The organism is Bremerella sp. P1, assembly GCF_028748185.1.
In the GTDB taxonomy this organism is placed as follows: domain Bacteria; phylum Planctomycetota; class Planctomycetia; order Pirellulales; family Pirellulaceae; genus Bremerella.
On the sequence record NZ_CP118164.1, the window covers coordinates 6,303,075 to 6,317,934 of the forward strand.

Here is a 14,860-nt window from a genome sequence, read left to right on the forward strand (position 1 = left end):
CCGGTTCCGTCTTCTTCAATCTGGCATAGCTTCACGATCACAACAGCACGTCCTTCTCAAACATATTAGTGAAGAATTGGCAGTTTCCGTTTGCATAGCTCCAATAGCCAAAACAACCGGAAGCAATGTTGCTGTCTCCACTGACGATCACATATCCATCACCAACAGCTTGAGCAGCTACATAGGGCACACTGTAAACTTCACTGTGATTGTAAGTGGCGAGTGTTGTTGCTCCACTGCCAACAATCAGTGGTTGAAGCAAGGCTGGCATCAGGAAGTCCACGTCTTGCATAATTGGTGCTGAAGTGTTCAGCGTGTGTCCGTACCAGTAAGTGAAGCCAAAGTTGTATACAGTCTGTTGCGTAACTGTTGGATCAAAGTTGCCCCAATCGTCGATGAAAGGCTGAAGCTGTTGACAACCTTCAGCAAGGAAGAAGTGACTGTCTGGATCAAATTCAATATCTACTCCAAGATAATCTAGGAAATCATGTTGGTAGGTTCTGAGATCAACACCACGTTGGTACGTTCCACCAAGCCAGTATTCCCCCATGATGCAAAGCTTGCCACCCTCCTCAACCCAATCTTTGATGATGGGCCATTGTGTATCAGGATCAAAAAGCTGAGCTTCCCAATCGACACAAGTAATTAGATCAGCTTCATCACCCGGAAATGTCTGATCTGATCTACCAGTGGCAAACAAAGTGAAAAGGATTTCCAAACCTTGAAGACTAGAGATGTTGTCTCTAACTGGTGATGTAGCTTTGTACGTTTGGCATTCATTCCAAACCGTTCCACCGTAGCCAGTTTCAAGGAAGTTCCCGCCAAGACGTTCGTATCCAATTCTTGCACAGCAAGGATTACACTTGTTGAATAGTCCAACACCCATTAGGAGCACCCCGCACCAGTCACGAACCAAGCTCGATCACTTTGGAAGTAAGTGATGTCCACGTATCTGAAGTTGACTGAATCAGTAGTGATTGCTGTTGCAAAGTTGTTGAAGACAGTGAGTTCTTCTTCCGTGTCTCCAATCGTGAAGCTCGATCCAGTCCATTCAGCAGATTCAATGGTTACGGTTCCTTGTCCCGGTGTATCGGCTGATCGTGCTGTGATGGAATTAGCGGCAGGAAGACGAGCCAGCTTGGAACCGGGAACATATTCAAACAAATAGTATTCCTGATTTCTGCTTGGAGTGATCCAGACAATATCGTTCTTTACGACGTAGATGGATCGGTAGATTTCCACGGCATAGTTGTACGGCTCTTCATCAGTTACACCTTGAAGAAAAGCATTGTTCTCAGCAAGGGCATCAGAAGACTCATCCACGTCTTGAGGTTCGAGGAACTTCCACGTGTACTTGAATTTGTCGGTGGCGTCTTGTCCGGTGATCTTTGCCCACCATCCACCATCACCACGATGAGCATTGCCGCCACGTTTTCTGACTGGATTCTTCTTATGCCTCTCTACCCACTTGGTAGCACCAACGATTCTTCTTGCTCCACTCTCTTCAAAATTGACTGGCATGGTGCCCCCTTAGAAGTTGAAGACACTGCTGAATGGAAGCCTTGGGTATCGTCTAAAGTCCAGATATTCCGGTTCAGCATCATCAGCCAAGATTCCACCAGCACCATCCAAGAGCACTGGTTCTGATGCTGGTGCATTGTTGATGAGTATCTGTTGCTTCTCGTCGTTGTCATCGATGTAGTTGAAGCCTTGATCTAAGACACGAGCGTCCCAACCTTGTGGGTTCACAGTGAAGGAGTAGTTGACTCGGTAGTAAACTCCGTAGAATTCATGCCGTTGTGATTGCCACGAGATGGCAACTCGAACTGTACCCGGTGGCAATCCACGATAGGTGTCACTGTTGGTGACTCGTGAGTAGTTCGCTTGAAGTGCCTCTGGTGGACTTGCCTCGTTCCGGCTGATCGTGAAGGTTGGCCTTGGATCGTCTCTTGTCAGTGGTTCGCTGAAGGGATCACCAGCAGAGTTCAAACAAGGTGTGCCTTGTGCGTCCTCTTCCATGAGTTCTTCTTCATTCGAGAACTCACCGTTGTATTCCAAGTCTTGTAACAGTGGATCAGGGTTGGATCTCTCTGGTGTGCTGTAGCTAATGCTCACAATCCAAGAAGCTGAGTCCTCAGCTTCCGGTTGGATGTTCCAGTCCAAAGCAAACAGCGTGGAATCCACTGGATGAGCGGTTCCAAAAACAATGCTCGTCTGTGCTTGGAAATAAAGAGTAACGGCAATGTGACTGGAAGTGGCAGCATCCATGATGACACGCCAATTCCTTGTGAGACTACGCTGGTAGTCTTTGCTAACTGTAAAAGCACCGGGCTGAATTTCGCATACTGAAGCCATGCCTTATATAGACTTGGCTTTCTGTTTTTTAGAAAGTCACCACCGTTGGTGGTGCTGTCAGCAACCGGAGAATTGGCGGCAACTGATTCAACGTGTTCAACTGCTGCTTGTTGATCTCCGTGAGTTGTCTCACTGGATCTTGCTTAGATGTCCGAGATTTGTTCCTGAGTATGGCCTTGTATGCAGCATCAGAACCAAACTCGGCAAGCTCGGCAAACTGCTGTTGCCCAAACGTATCTTCTTGAATCTTGGACAATGCAATCTTGTACTGCTCAGCACTGAGCAAGCCTGAGTCAAAGTATTCTTTGAGGATGTTCCCTTGCTCCTTGAATCGCTCGATTGGAGTCTTGGCACCTTCGATGGCATCCTTCACCGTATCAGGGAGAATCTTGAGGCTTTGCAAGCCTAGTTCCTCGTCCGAGATTAAACCGGCATCCCGTAGCTCAAAGAGCTTCTTGAACTCTTCTTCAAACGATTGAAGGGGCGTCTTCAGTCCTTCCTTGATCTTCTCAGCAGCTTCACGCCAAGCTTGTGGAATCTGGTTGGTGATGCTGTACGTGATCTTCCCAATGGTATCGGCAAACGTGTCTTCTACTTCGTTAGCCGAGTCTTGAGAACCATTCGAGAACATCCCATAGATTTCATCTCTACGTTGATTCATGAAGCGTTCATAGTCTTTGAACAATCCTTGGCGTCCATTGAGCAATGCTTCAAGTTGTGCGTTGGCTTCCTTGGTGGCTTGGCTGAACTCTTGGAAGTAAGGGTAGTTCTTCTCAGCTTCAGTGAAATTGTCCCACTTCGTACCCTTGAAGATTTCGCCAAGGGGATCTTCTGGATTGAACTGTCGATTGTCAGCCCAAGGGAAGATGCTTGAACCTTGGATGTTCTCAAGAATCGTAGGGATGTTGGCAATGGTGTCCCTGAAGCCTTGTACATAAAGATCAATCGTTGCAAAGAACTGTCTGAACTTGAGCGTCATGTCATCCATGAAGCCATACACGCCAACCTTCATTCCAAGCCATGCAACATTCCAGATTCTTTCCAGATTGTTCAGGGCGAACTCCGTGCTGATTAGGAAGTCCACAAGGATTTGCTTGGCGTTCTCAAAGGTGAAGGTGATGTCCACACCCAACATCTTCAAGTATTTGGACACCTGCTGAATTGGATCGATGAATGAAGCAAGCTGCATCAACACCTTGTTCATGGAAAGCTGTGTATTGACGGCTTGTCTTAGGATTCCAAACCATTCTTTCATTCCACTGGTGATGTCCTTGAGTGACGGAATCCAATTAGTCAGAGCACCATCTTGGTTCAGCACCTTGTACCAGTGCTGTACATACCCAATCGACAACTTCACCTGAGCGGTAAACTCTCGTAGTGGCTGAAGGAATTGCTTCAAAGAATCCACGTTGGACAAAGTAGCAATAGCATTCTTTAGGATGTCCTTGATGCCCAATGTGTCGATCAGTTCAGCACCAAAGTCCTTGCCAACTTGTTTGATTCTTCCAATTAAGGTGCTCCACAAACCAAGCACAGTGCCACTCTGCTTCTTCATCAAGTCTGCAAAGTCACCAGCGGCAAGAGCTTCAAGAGCTTTGCTGATCTCGACAAAGCCAATAGTCCCCTCACTGACAAGTTCTCTCACTTCCTCGTTGGTGACACCAAGTTGCTTGGCCAATTCCTTGGTGACGTTGATACCACGTCCCTGAAGTTGGTTAATGTCTTCTGCAAAGACTCTTCCTTGTACCCTGATCTTCCCGTAGATTTCAGCAAGTTCGTCCAGTGGGGCACCGATACCAGCGGCAATGTTGCCAAGTGCGTTCAGAGTTGGCAGAAGGTTCTTGGCTTCCACACCGAAAGCAAGAAGCTGGCGTCCGGCTTGCTTCACTGGTTCCGGTTCAAAGGGTGTGACATCAGAGAACTTGTTCAAGGCAGAGATGACTTGCTGAGCTTCCTTGGCAGAACCTACGAGAACTTCAAAGGCAACAGCAGTTTGCTCAGCTTCAGCAGCAAGTGTGATTGGCCCAATTACAGAAGCTTGGAGAGACTTGGCAGCAACCACAACAGCACCAATGGCCAGTGCAATTTTTGAAAAGGCTGTGACGATGTTGGTGCTGGCTTGCTTGATGCCATTACTGAAACCAGTGATTTCGACACGAGCTTCACGGAATCCTTGAGTGAGCTTTCTGGTGCTCACTGTCATCCCGATACTGATGGTTCCAACTCTCGAATTGTTTCCCGGCATTCTGCTCCTAGTGACTTATCGTCTTGCCTCTTGTCTTGCTCTTGGCGTTGGCTTTGTCCAATTGATCCATGAGCTTCAGCTTGCCACCTTCCTTGGTTGCCATGTGTGGCCAGATTTCTTCAGGGGTGAAGGCTGTTCCCTTCTTCCCCCCTTGGGCATTGAGTGACATGGCAGCGATCATTCCCGATTGAAGCCAAGTGTCTGGAAGTGGTTTCCGTTTGCTTCTGGCCAGCCACAACTTGAACTCACTCACCGGCATCTTCTGCCTCAACTCCCACAGCGGCATTCTGAAGTGTTCAGCCAAGTCCATCTCAAATTGAAGGATTGGCTGATCACTTAGTTTTTTTCCGCTTCCTCAACTTCACTCAGAGTGAGACTGTTCAGCTTGCGGACTTCCTCACCAAGGGCTTTCAGCTTCTTGGTTGGATGTGCCATGAACATCTTCACGTCTGCTGGAAACTGGAAAGCCGGTGTTCCGTCTTCCTCACACAGACAGAAACAAAGGAAAGCAGCGGTAAGCTCGTGCATGTCCTTTGACTTTTGCTCGTACTTCGAGAACTCTGAGATGTCAGCCATGCTCAGTTCTCGTGCGTACATCTTGGGCCAACCTTCCACTTCTACTGGAATGACTTGAAGCTCTGGCTTCAGGCTGGCGAATTGATCACGAATACTCATCAGTCCGCCTTCCTTAGTAGCTCGTCTTGGTGAAGTCGGAAGTTGGACGGATGGTTGCTGTGCCAGTGATCACACCATCATTGGTGAAGCCACCGTACACAAACTGATTCACCTTGCCGGTGAAGACGTAGTAGTAGCCAGCACCGGTGCCGTCATCCATCGTGATACGGAAGGTGAACTCAGTGTCATCCACAGATTCCAAGTCTTCATGGACTGAGTTGCCCGGATCGAAGATGAGAACCACGTCAAACGGCTGGAACTCCTGAGTGGTGCTCACTCGGTAAGTCTTGGCAGCGGCACCCAAGCAAGTGGTTTCCACTTCGGTGGTGCTGATCGTGATGTCCCCAATGGACTGAATACAACCAAGGCTGATGTACGTTGAGCCTGAGTTGGTAGAGATTTCGAGGGTTGCGTCCCCTCCAAGATATGTGGCCATAGATGCCTCCTAAAATCGATTTAGGGGTATCTATGCTTCTGGCTTTTCAATTTTTGTATTGGCTGATCACTTCCAATAGCTTGTCTTCCGTCTGCTTGGTAATCTCGTTGAGTTCCGGTTCATTCATCCTTCCAAGATCAGCATTGCCCATCTCATCGATGATGTCCTTCAACTGCTTGTATAGAGCACAAGCTTCTTCATCCAGCGTGGTTGTCTGGGGTACTGACTCTGGCAATGGATCACCCTGATTGAAGGAGTTTTGGCCACTCAAGACACGCTTCCTCAGACGTACTCCACCTTGGACGATCATTGGATTTCACCCCTTCTGAGCCTGATGGTTGTTTCCAGTGTGTTGATTGCAAAGTCCATCATCTCACGGACAAGAGCTTCATCACGTTCACGATACAACCAGCCCATTGGATGCAAGCCATTGATACAACTCAGAAGAGTATCCAAGTAGTTGGCGGCAATCTTCTCTGGTTGCGTCTCGTCTTGGACGTGAACGTGCTGGCGTCTGACTCGTTTTCTCTTGAGGCAATAGGGCATGATCAATACTTGTAAAGGATTTGGAATTGCACTTCGTAGACGTACTGCCAATCGTCAGAACCTTCATCAGGATCACGTTGGTAGATTGTCTCACCCTGAATCGTTGAATTGGAAACCACGTAGTTCTGATCAACATCGAGATGTCCACGGTATCCACTGAACAAGTCCTTGAGGACTTTGGCCAACTCACTTGCTCCTTGTTCTATAACTGAGAAGCAACCAAAAGAGATGGTGGCGGTTGCCAGTCCAAGTGGGCCATTCAAGCAATACTCATGCTCAATATCGCCAAGTTCGTACACGACAGCGGGAACACGTTGGACACCTTGCCTCACTTCAGGAAGAACAAGAGGGAAGACTCGTGTTCCAATAATTGCAGTGATCGGTTCATCATCAAGGATGGTTTCAACGATTGCATTCTCAAAGCTACTAGCCATTCTTCCTGCCTTCCTCGTCCACAGCATCCATGATGCCTTTGAGGATTTCTTGTTGTGCGGTTTTGCTGGCTACTTCACCTTTGTTGGCATAAGCCTTGGTGAAGTAACTCTTGGGCTTGATGCCCGTCTTGGTTCCGTACTCTTGCCACTTGGCGTACCAATTCTCAAAGCCCGGTTCTTTAGCGATCACTTGAACACCGAACCTCACACGTGATCGGGGCAATGATCTGATCTTGATGGACTTCTTCAGTTCACCGGTTCTGGATGGTGCATTAGTCTTGGCAGCGTCTTGAACTGGCTTGAGTGCCTTCCTCATGGACTTCCTCAGAATCTTCTTCTGAGTTTTCACTTCCACCTTCTTGAGGCTTTCACTGATTTCCTCTGCACCGAGAATGACAAAGCCTTCATTGAGTTTATTGAGTGACGGCACTGGTGCCCCCCATCTCAATACCACCATCAGCTTCCACGGTGTACGTGCTGTTGATCACGCCAGACTCAACACAGTCCACCATCACTTCATGGTTCTTCTCGTCGATGTTGCGTACACCAACGATGTTCAGAATCCTCGTGTTGAAGATCAGCCTGTCATCAGGCTTGAGGTTGTAGAACCTCATCATGACTTGATGTGTGACTTCCGGTGTGACTTGCACAGCGTCTTTGTCGGTGCGTGTTGCTACCGGTTCAACAAAAACTCTACGGCTGGCAAGCGTTTCCCAGACTTTGACGTACTGTCCTGAGCTTTGCTGTTCTTCTGTGAATCTCTGGATTTTTACGGAATGCCTCATCTTGCCAAACTGCATTAGCACCCCCAGACACTACGATGTTGGGACAAGAGACGATCCACACCAAGCTTCAATTCAGTGGTGATGGTGCCGGTGATTTCTGCCTGTCGGTTCTCGTACAAGTGCCCAACAATCAGCTTGATTGCTGCGTCTACTTGCCAAGGAAGGGCAGTGTAGCCAGCACTGAATCTGATCGTGATAGCATCAGGACGAGCCTTGAGGGAAGGCTTCGTGATGTTGGCATCTGGAACCAAGATGGCTGGCATGTTGGTTGGAATGATCGTGTAGTAATTTGATGAACTCCACGTCTGTTGGGAGTTGTCCGAATCGTAATACTTCAGAGAAGTAATGGCCGTAACTGGTACACGAGGAAGTTCAAACTTCTCGTGCCAACAAGACAGCACCCAATCATACGTGGTTGCTGTGAAGTCTCGGCCTGTGTAATCCTCTGCGTAGCTGATGGCAGTCCAGATGTAGGAAGTGATCAAGTCATCATCCAAGTCATGTTCAACGAGGAGATGAGATTTCACGTCAGCCAACGTGATAGGAAGTGTGTCTGATTTTGTAACGGTGATTAAGCTCATGCCTTATATAAGCACCGAAACAAAAAAAGCCAGCACAACGAGTGCTGGCTTTCCAGACAGATGACAGTCTGCGTTTCGTGTTTCATTAGTCGTTCACACTTGGAGCACCAGAAGAAGTGTTCAAGCGAAGATGCTTCACTGGATTGGTGCCAGCGTTGAGCAACTTAGCGTCAGCACGAAGCGTGCTGATCATAGCCACAGCGTCTTCCAAGAAATACTTCTCGTTGCTCACACGAGTGGTGATGTCTCGAACCATACGGACATGAATCTTAGAGAAGTCACCGAAGTAGACAACCTGATCACCAAGTCCCGGTGTACCCGGAATTGCCGAATCCAACCAATCATTGATGATGACTTCCTTGCCCATCAAAGTGAGACGAGGAGCACCTACAAGAGGATCATTGAACGGCATGTACATCGGGCGTCCATAGCTGTCTACCAACTTGCAGATGAAGGCAAGCGTCTGGCTGCTCATCATCCAGCGTGCATTGCTGCGGTATGCCTCATCGACACTGAAGAACAAGTCAATAAGATCATCCCAAGCGAAACCATCAGTATAGTCAGCGGTTACACCAGTAACGGTATCGTTGGTGAAGCCACGGAGATGGTTAGATGCACCATCACCATTGGTGATTTCACGGCTCAACTTACGTCCAAGGCGTTCGGCCAATCCGTCTGCAACAATGCTGCTGATATTGATTTCATTGTCTTCAAGAAGCTCGTTGGATACCGGGAACACACCGGAAGCAATCTTGTAGGCATTCAGCACGGTACGTGCAAACGTCATGCTGGTGTTGCTTACTGCGGTAAGCTCATCAAGATATGCACCCTCGTTGCTCGTATCGTTGTTGGTGACGATGGTGAGCGGTGAATGATTTGCAGTGCGGTGAGTCGTTACGATGTCACCCCAATTCCAGTAATTGGCAAGAGCCTTCTCAAAACCGATGACGATACCATCAGAGATTGAGTATCCACCTTCAGCATCGGTGGTGCTCTGCTGTCGCTTCTCGATCAAGTCCGATTCACTCAACATACGGATAGTGAACTCAGACGAGCCATTGCGTAGGTTTAGCTTGTCACCAGCTTCACGCCACTCTTCCAAGTTAGCGAAGCGAGACTCAACACCGTTGGCCAATACAGAACGAAGGGCCAAGTCAGCATCCTTCTTGGATGGTCCAGCCTTGCGGGTGATGTGCTTGCTCTTTACTGCCTTGAAGATGTCTTCACGCTTGGAGAGTTTCTGAACACGTTCCAAGCTGTCAGCTTGACGGAACAGTTCTTCCTTACGTGCTTCAAGATCATCGAAGGCTTCCATCTCTTCATCAGAGAATGCCTTCTCGTTGCGAGTTTCCAACTCTGCAACCATTGCCTGCTGTTGTGCTTCGAGTTCAGCAGCTTCCTCACGAATCAATTGTGCGTTTTCCATTTGCTCTACCCTTTGTAGATGTGCGTCATTGGCTGCGGCTGAAGCACTTGGGCTTCCGGCTTTGCGGGCCACATCATGGGTAGCTATGAAGCTGGCGTTGATTTTTTTCAGAAGGGCTAAAAAGAAACCCAGCAAGAGCGGAATTGCGTTACTCTTGCTGGGCCAAGTAAAGGAGAATATCTGTCATGGCTAACAGACTTCCACACTTATATAGTTTGCTGCCAACAAAAAAAGCCGGTGAAAACAATTCACCGGCTCGAAAGAACTTACTGCAACAGCGACGTAAAACAGTGTCTTATGTACGCTTCAACTTTTGGATTCTCTTCTGAGTCCCTTCAAGTTGCTTCCAATTTTTGTAGCTGGTTTCAGCACTACGCTTCTCAGTCCCTTTGTATGCAGGGTTGGCAACGATACTGATTTCCACCAAGTCCAACTTCGTGATCGTCCTCACGTCCTTGCTTCCTTCTCGGTGCCACTTGTCTTCACGTGGCACAAAGCCAAACGAGCTTCCTCGTAAGTCACCACGATCTACCTTGGCCTTGATCCTACGGTGATCTTCATCATTGGCATCGAAGGGAATACTGTACTTCAGCCCCTTGGCGTCTTTGCGTAGGTGAAGCGTGTTGGCTGATGTGCGTCCAAGAAGAATGTCTGGATTGTGCTCGTAGAATGCCATGACATCTTTTTCGTTTTTGATTGCATCATCAAAAGCGGTTGGATCAATACGCTCAAACGTACCTTGCCAAAGTTCGTACTCGGTGCCGGGTGTGCCATCGTAGAAGACGGAAGCATAGCCGGTGAAGCCTTCATCACCCCTGTATCTCAATTCAATGTTGTTGTTTCTGGTTTCCATCATGCCCCCAATGCCTGAATGTATGTAGGAATGTTTTCATACTGGCGTTGGAACACTTTTTCCAAGTCAGCACGGCTCGTGGCCTGTAGCTCTTCCTTCAACTCTGACAGCCACTCATCAACAAAGGTGTTAGCTCTGGTTCCAAAAGCTGGCTCTAGCTGACTCGTGGCAATGTCAGAGTGTTCTTCCCTCAATCGCTCTAGGTACTCTTGCCAATCATCCTTCTTGGCGTGAGCTTCTACTGATTTCGCAACACGCTTCACGAGCTTCCTCACCACCGTATCAGTGAGCTTGGACAACCTGTTGTCCGGTTCTTCTACGTCTTCGCCTGGTGCTTGTACCTCGTCCATCGGTGCTTCCACTTCTGGTTCTGGCTCAAACATCTTTGCAACATTTGTAACCATGAAGAACTCTTGGCTTTTCTCAGTTGGACGGTTCAAGAGTTCACGAGCTTCTTCCCAACTCAGCAAGCCATTGCTCACCTGTTGGACAATCAAGTCAATTTCCTTCTGTGCGTCCGTCTGGATCAGTGCTTTTCGCTCTGCCTCAATCCAGTGTGTTCCACGGAGAAGCTGGCGATTGGAGCACAGCTTGAGAGTTAGTTCTTGATCCAACTGAGTAAACCAAGGGCCAAGCGTCTGGCTTACAAGGTTCTGTTGATCCATCTCAAGTGATTTGTAGCTGGTATTGGTTTGAGAGTTCACCCAAGATGCCGGTAGATTTAGAGCATTGGCCACAGCAACCAAGTCTGCTTCTCTACTCTCAATCCACTGTCCTTCATTGTTGGCTACCGTGATCGGTGTAACCTTCATGCCGGGATAGATCAGGGCAGGGCGTTGGCTGTTTTCAACTCCCTCGTGTGCTTCCTTCCACTTCTCCTTGAAGTCCTTGAACTTCTCAGCATTGTTGGCAACGTGATCTGACAACTCGATCACCACCGATGGTTTCCCGTTGTTCTTGAAGTACCTTGCTCCATATTCGATGGTGGCAAGTCCAAGTCCTAAACTCGTGCGTAGAAGTTGGAAGAGCGGTTCACCTGATACACCACCGTTACGGCTCAAGCTTCTGATGTGAATTACATCATTGGGACTGATTCTGAATTGGCGGTTTCCCAAAGTTGTAACGTAGGCAAGTGGGCCATTGCTCTTGTCTGGATAGGTTGCATCAGGATCAAGCCACAACAGTTCTGTTGGGTTGCCAAGTGCGTCCCTCATAATCATGGAATAGCCGTTGCCATAAATGATTGCATCGTGAAGAAGAGATTGCTTCCACACTATAGGCGTAAGGTTCTCGGCTGGTTGTTGAGTCAGAAGCCAGTGTGCCGGATGGTTCCGTGCAACAGTGCTGTTGTTGCCGTCAGCCTTGTACACCTTGAAGGGGACTTGGCCGATGGAACCACAGATGGTGTCCAGCCCCTTTTTCACGGCTGGATTACCAAGGATGCTTTCAGCGGTGACTCGGACACCAGCGGCGTTGGCTGTTCCCTTGAGGATGTCTTCAAGGTTGAAGCCCATGAACTCAATGCCATCTCCAACAGACAGTGAGCGTGATTCGATTTCTTGTGTTACGTGCAGCATGTCTTATCTATGCTCCTACCAGTCCAAACTCACCAAGCCTGTTTGCCCAAGAAGAACACTTCTTCCAACAGCCATCACCATTGCTATGGTTCCGTCAATGCGTGATCTATCTGAGCACTTCTCAAGCATCACCTTGTCATCTCTCACAATGCGTGGCTTGGTGTTCGAGATGCACCAGTTGAGACAGCTACAGTTGGGATGAACTAGCTTCTTGTCCTCAATCTGTCGGTGTGTCTGTTCAATCAATTCCGGCATCACCGATGATGTTTGAGGAATCTCCACCATTGGCATTCCATAGTCATATTCAAGACGTTGCCGAATGAGTTCAAAACCGTAGCTGTCATAGGCCACTTCCATGAACTGGAACCTGAATGAGTCTTCCACGAGATGGCTGATTAAACATTCAGGATCGATCACGTCACCCGGAGTCAGTACCAAGTTCGGCCAAGATCGATAGGGCACCTTATCTTCCTTGGTTCTACGCTGGGCTTGCTCTTCCGGCATGAAGAACTTGGGGAAGACGTAGAACTTCCCGTCTCTTGCAAAACACTTCACATAACAAGTCAAGTCTGTTGTCTTGGAAGCGTCGATACCGACAACACAAGCTTCACCTTGGAAGTCATCTTCAGACAATCCCTTGTCACCTAAGTTGTCCCAACTGATCTGTGACAACCAAGCTTCAGCACTACCAACAAACTGGTTACACATTAGTGTTCTGAACTCTGCTTCCTTGGCCGGATTGTTCTCACACTGATGGAACTGCTGTCTGACGTTTGCCATCGTGACAGTCTTGCCAAGACTAGGAAGAGCGTGGTGCCAGTATTCTTCCTTCTTCCAAGCGTCCGGTGGATCAGTTGGGACTGTGAACACCTTGCCCCAAGTACGAGGATCAATGATGGTTCCTTCCTGAAGCTCTTTGGCATAGCGGAACAGTTCGTGTCCCACTGTTTCCACTTCAAAGCCAGCGTGGCCAATCACAATCTGAAGAAAGTTCTGACGAGCAATACCGGCTGGCTCAAGATGACTCCAAGTCTCACGAGCATAGGCACCCCAAGAAGCAATCTCGTCTGCAACTAGGAAGCTTGGGTTGTGGCCTGCTGCGTTGCGTGGTTCAGAACTGATGATCCTCGCACGAGCATCACGCTTCTTGTCTTCAATGGCCAAGGCTGATCGCCTAAGCCACAGACGCTTGGACAATACCGGGTGAGCTTCAATCATCCGGTATGTCTCGTCATAGATGATCTTGGCTTGCTCCTTGGTTCCCGCAACTATCAGACAGTCAGCACGTTCTTGCTCAAAGAGATGGTAGAGAAGAAGGGAACTGAGCAGTGTGCTCTTGCCTTGCTTCTTACCACAGCTAAACCTCACCCGATTGAAGCGACGTTCAAGCCTTCCATCGAAGTCACCTTGCCAACCGTACACCGTATCAATGAACTCGTGTTGCCAATCCAAAAGTTGTATTGGTTTCCCGTTCCAAGGGGGCACTGACAACCGGCAGAACTGGTTCAGAAAGTCTTTGACACGATCAGCCTTGGATTGATCGAACCAGCAACCTTGTTGGACTGCGGCTTCATCACTTGGCGTCTTGATGAGATGCTGGGGAACTTCCCTCATCTGCCTCCTTGGGGACAATCTCACCTTCCTTCTTGGGAACAAGCTCGTAGTTCTTCACCACTGTTCCAATCTGCTTATCGTTTATGTCCACCAACAGAGTGGCTTGCACGGTTGGCACCTTGTCCACGGCACAAGTCAGGGTGAACTTTGAACAGTTCTTCAGCCCAAGAGCTTCAACCAATACTTTTCCAAGTGATTCTTCTTTTAGTTCTGGCTTCTTCTTAAACCAACTGAATAGATTCATTTATCCTCCTAGCTTCTTTCCATACGTGTGAATCGTTCCAAGGCACCAATAGCCTTGTGAGTGATAGAAGTCCAAGTCTGTGATTGCTGGATCAACCTGAAGCCTTACACCGAAGAAGCCTTCTTCACGAGCAAGCTCTTCAACTGACTCCATCAACTGTTTGCCTATGCCTTGTCTGCGGTGAGCTTCCTCAACAAAAAGATTGCTGACAAACAAACCAGACTCATCACGCTTGGCGTGAACGTACCCAACCACCTTGCCTTCATTCAGTGCGAACCACTGCCAGCAAGTCTTATCGATTGGACAGAACTGTCTTTGAATGTTGATCACTTAGCCCCCTAGAAACTCGTCCAGTGGATCACCTTCAACTTCAGGATTCTCTTTGTACAAGTCCTTCAGAATCTTGGTGAGCGTGTTCACGGCTCGTTCCTTGATTGCAATACAAGGATGAGGCTTCACCGTACCGGATGCACTGAAGACAGTGAGTCCATCTTGCTGGATGGCCACGGAAGCTTGGCGGTATGTCGAGTAAGCTTCAGCGGCAACCTCAAGACGTTTCTCGTTGCGTTCCGTGACAGCCAATTGCTTGGCGAGTTCTCGCCAATACTGTTGGCCGATCTTGTCCAGATGTTTTGGTGGTTGGGGGCGTTTAGCCATTGTTGGCCCCCTCATGTTCCGTCTTGGCCTGTCGCCAGATGGCATAGATTGCCAAGAAGAATTGACTCAGCGTCTTGTGCTGGCGAATTGCGTCAATCCTGATCTCTTCGTGTAAGTCCTCTGGAACCATGAGAACAACACGCTTGTAATTTTCGTTGGGTTTGTTCATGCACCTATATAGGTGCCTTGCCTCCAAGATTTACCATCACTTAGCGAATTACCCGTTAATAACCGGAAAAATGTACACAGCCCTGCGGCGATCTGGTGAAAGCGACACCCTAGAAAAATGGCCCACCGGGGTGGGTTCTTTGGCTAGAGCTTGGCCTGAGTCAGCCTTGGTTGTGCCTCTGACGGTGACAACTTGTGCAAAGGCTTCTCAGCTTGCTTGAGTAGAAGAGATGAGGAACCGGTGATCCATTTATCCACCACTCA

20 protein-coding genes are annotated in these 14,860 nt (G+C 48.5%); all 20 read right to left on the reverse strand.

The window, feature by feature from the left end:
* Positions 1-37: 37 nt before the first annotated feature.
* Positions 38-886 (reverse strand): hypothetical protein, encoded by an 849-nt coding sequence (locus tag PSR63_RS25535; protein ID WP_274328791.1) that lies wholly within the window; start codon positions 884-886, stop codon positions 38-40.
* Positions 886-1,521 (reverse strand): hypothetical protein, encoded by a 636-nt coding sequence (locus PSR63_RS25540; protein WP_274328793.1) that lies wholly within the window; start codon positions 1,519-1,521, stop codon positions 886-888. The genes PSR63_RS25535 and PSR63_RS25540 overlap by 1 nt, the downstream gene beginning before the upstream one ends.
* Positions 1,522-1,530: 9 nt before the next feature.
* Positions 1,531-2,268, reverse strand: a complete 738-nt coding sequence (locus tag PSR63_RS25545) for a hypothetical protein (RefSeq protein ID WP_274328795.1) — start codon at positions 2,266-2,268, stop codon at positions 1,531-1,533.
* A gap of 115 nt (positions 2,269-2,383) precedes the next feature.
* Positions 2,384-4,600 (reverse strand): tape measure protein, encoded by a 2,217-nt coding sequence (locus PSR63_RS25550; protein ID WP_274328797.1) that lies wholly within the window; start codon positions 4,598-4,600, stop codon positions 2,384-2,386.
* A gap of 7 nt (positions 4,601-4,607) precedes the next feature.
* Entirely contained in the window at positions 4,608-4,853 is a 246-nt protein-coding gene (locus PSR63_RS25555) for a hypothetical protein (protein WP_274328799.1), read from the reverse strand.
* An 83-nt stretch (positions 4,854-4,936) separates the two neighbouring features.
* Positions 4,937-5,275, reverse strand: coding sequence for a hypothetical protein (locus tag PSR63_RS25560; protein WP_274328800.1), 339 nt, complete (start codon positions 5,273-5,275; stop codon positions 4,937-4,939).
* Between the two features lie 13 nt (positions 5,276-5,288).
* Positions 5,289-5,711, reverse strand: a complete 423-nt coding sequence (locus PSR63_RS25565) for a hypothetical protein (RefSeq protein ID WP_274328802.1) — start codon at positions 5,709-5,711, stop codon at positions 5,289-5,291.
* A 46-nt stretch (positions 5,712-5,757) separates the two neighbouring features.
* Entirely contained in the window at positions 5,758-5,982 is a 225-nt protein-coding gene (locus tag PSR63_RS25570; RefSeq protein WP_274328804.1) for a hypothetical protein, read from the reverse strand.
* Between the two features lie 277 nt (positions 5,983-6,259).
* Positions 6,260-6,691, reverse strand: coding sequence for a hypothetical protein (locus PSR63_RS25575; protein ID WP_274328805.1), 432 nt, complete (start codon positions 6,689-6,691; stop codon positions 6,260-6,262).
* A complete protein-coding gene (locus PSR63_RS25580; protein WP_274328807.1) occupies positions 6,684-7,121 on the reverse strand; it encodes an HK97-gp10 family putative phage morphogenesis protein in 438 nt (145 codons plus the stop codon). Before PSR63_RS25580 ends, PSR63_RS25575 begins: the two co-directional genes overlap by 8 nt.
* Positions 7,105-7,491: a phage head closure protein gene (locus PSR63_RS25585; RefSeq protein ID WP_443111070.1), complete on the reverse strand. Its 387-nt coding sequence runs from the start codon at positions 7,489-7,491 to the stop codon at positions 7,105-7,107. The genes PSR63_RS25580 and PSR63_RS25585 overlap by 17 nt, the downstream gene beginning before the upstream one ends.
* Entirely contained in the window at positions 7,491-8,057 is a 567-nt protein-coding gene (locus PSR63_RS25590; protein WP_274328811.1) for a head-tail connector protein, read from the reverse strand. The genes PSR63_RS25585 and PSR63_RS25590 overlap by 1 nt, the downstream gene beginning before the upstream one ends.
* An 85-nt stretch (positions 8,058-8,142) precedes the next feature.
* Positions 8,143-9,618, reverse strand: a complete 1,476-nt coding sequence (locus PSR63_RS25595) for a phage major capsid protein (RefSeq protein WP_274328812.1) — start codon at positions 9,616-9,618, stop codon at positions 8,143-8,145.
* Positions 9,619-9,778: 160 nt separating this feature from the next.
* Positions 9,779-10,339 (reverse strand): HK97 family phage prohead protease, encoded by a 561-nt coding sequence (locus tag PSR63_RS25600; RefSeq protein ID WP_274328813.1) that lies wholly within the window; start codon positions 10,337-10,339, stop codon positions 9,779-9,781.
* Positions 10,336-11,913 (reverse strand): phage portal protein, encoded by a 1,578-nt coding sequence (locus PSR63_RS25605; protein ID WP_274328814.1) that lies wholly within the window; start codon positions 11,911-11,913, stop codon positions 10,336-10,338. The genes PSR63_RS25600 and PSR63_RS25605 overlap by 4 nt, the downstream gene beginning before the upstream one ends.
* 15 nt (positions 11,914-11,928) lie before the next feature.
* Positions 11,929-13,527, reverse strand: coding sequence for a terminase large subunit (locus PSR63_RS25610; RefSeq protein ID WP_274328815.1), 1,599 nt, complete (start codon positions 13,525-13,527; stop codon positions 11,929-11,931).
* Positions 13,487-13,771, reverse strand: a complete 285-nt coding sequence (locus PSR63_RS25615; RefSeq protein WP_274328816.1) for a hypothetical protein — start codon at positions 13,769-13,771, stop codon at positions 13,487-13,489. The genes PSR63_RS25610 and PSR63_RS25615 overlap by 41 nt, the downstream gene beginning before the upstream one ends.
* Positions 13,772-14,101: a GNAT family N-acetyltransferase gene (locus PSR63_RS25620; RefSeq protein WP_274328817.1), complete on the reverse strand. Its 330-nt coding sequence runs from the start codon at positions 14,099-14,101 to the stop codon at positions 13,772-13,774.
* Positions 14,102-14,428 carry a P27 family phage terminase small subunit gene (locus PSR63_RS25625; RefSeq protein WP_274328818.1) on the reverse strand — a complete coding sequence of 109 codons (327 nt, stop codon included), beginning with the start codon at positions 14,426-14,428 and terminating at the stop codon, positions 14,102-14,104.
* Positions 14,421-14,597, reverse strand: a complete 177-nt coding sequence (locus PSR63_RS25630) for a hypothetical protein (protein ID WP_274328820.1) — start codon at positions 14,595-14,597, stop codon at positions 14,421-14,423. Before PSR63_RS25630 ends, PSR63_RS25625 begins: the two co-directional genes overlap by 8 nt.
* Positions 14,598-14,860 lie beyond the last annotated feature (263 nt).

Coding starts and splice junctions, on each gene's coding strand:
- PSR63_RS25535 (WP_274328791.1), bottom strand. CDS start 886: ATGGGTGTTGGACTATTCAACAAGTGTAATCCTTGCTGTGCAAGAATT.
- PSR63_RS25540 (WP_274328793.1), bottom strand. CDS start 1,521: ATGCCAGTCAATTTTGAAGAGAGTGGAGCAAGAAGAATCGTTGGTGCT.
- PSR63_RS25545 (WP_274328795.1), bottom strand. CDS start 2,268: ATGGATGCTGCCACTTCCAGTCACATTGCCGTTACTCTTTATTTCCAA.
- PSR63_RS25550 (WP_274328797.1), bottom strand. CDS start 4,600: ATGCCGGGAAACAATTCGAGAGTTGGAACCATCAGTATCGGGATGACA.
- PSR63_RS25560 (WP_274328800.1), bottom strand. CDS start 5,275: ATGAGTATTCGTGATCAATTCGCCAGCCTGAAGCCAGAGCTTCAAGTC.
- PSR63_RS25565 (WP_274328802.1), bottom strand. CDS start 5,711: ATGGCCACATATCTTGGAGGGGACGCAACCCTCGAAATCTCTACCAAC.
- PSR63_RS25575 (WP_274328805.1), bottom strand. CDS start 6,691: ATGGCTAGTAGCTTTGAGAATGCAATCGTTGAAACCATCCTTGATGAT.
- PSR63_RS25585 (WP_443111070.1), bottom strand. CDS start 7,491: ATGCAGTTTGGCAAGATGAGGCATTCCGTAAAAATCCAGAGATTCACA.
- PSR63_RS25590 (WP_274328811.1), bottom strand. CDS start 8,057: ATGAGCTTAATCACCGTTACAAAATCAGACACACTTCCTATCACGTTG.
- PSR63_RS25600 (WP_274328813.1), bottom strand. CDS start 10,339: ATGATGGAAACCAGAAACAACAACATTGAATTGAGATACAGGGGTGAT.
- PSR63_RS25605 (WP_274328814.1), bottom strand. CDS start 11,913: ATGCTGCACGTAACACAAGAAATCGAATCACGCTCACTGTCTGTTGGA.
- PSR63_RS25610 (WP_274328815.1), bottom strand. CDS start 13,527: ATGAGGGAAGTTCCCCAGCATCTCATCAAGACGCCAAGTGATGAAGCC.
- PSR63_RS25615 (WP_274328816.1), bottom strand. CDS start 13,771: ATGAATCTATTCAGTTGGTTTAAGAAGAAGCCAGAACTAAAAGAAGAA.
- PSR63_RS25625 (WP_274328818.1), bottom strand. CDS start 14,428: ATGGCTAAACGCCCCCAACCACCAAAACATCTGGACAAGATCGGCCAA.
- PSR63_RS25630 (WP_274328820.1), bottom strand. CDS start 14,597: ATGAACAAACCCAACGAAAATTACAAGCGTGTTGTTCTCATGGTTCCA.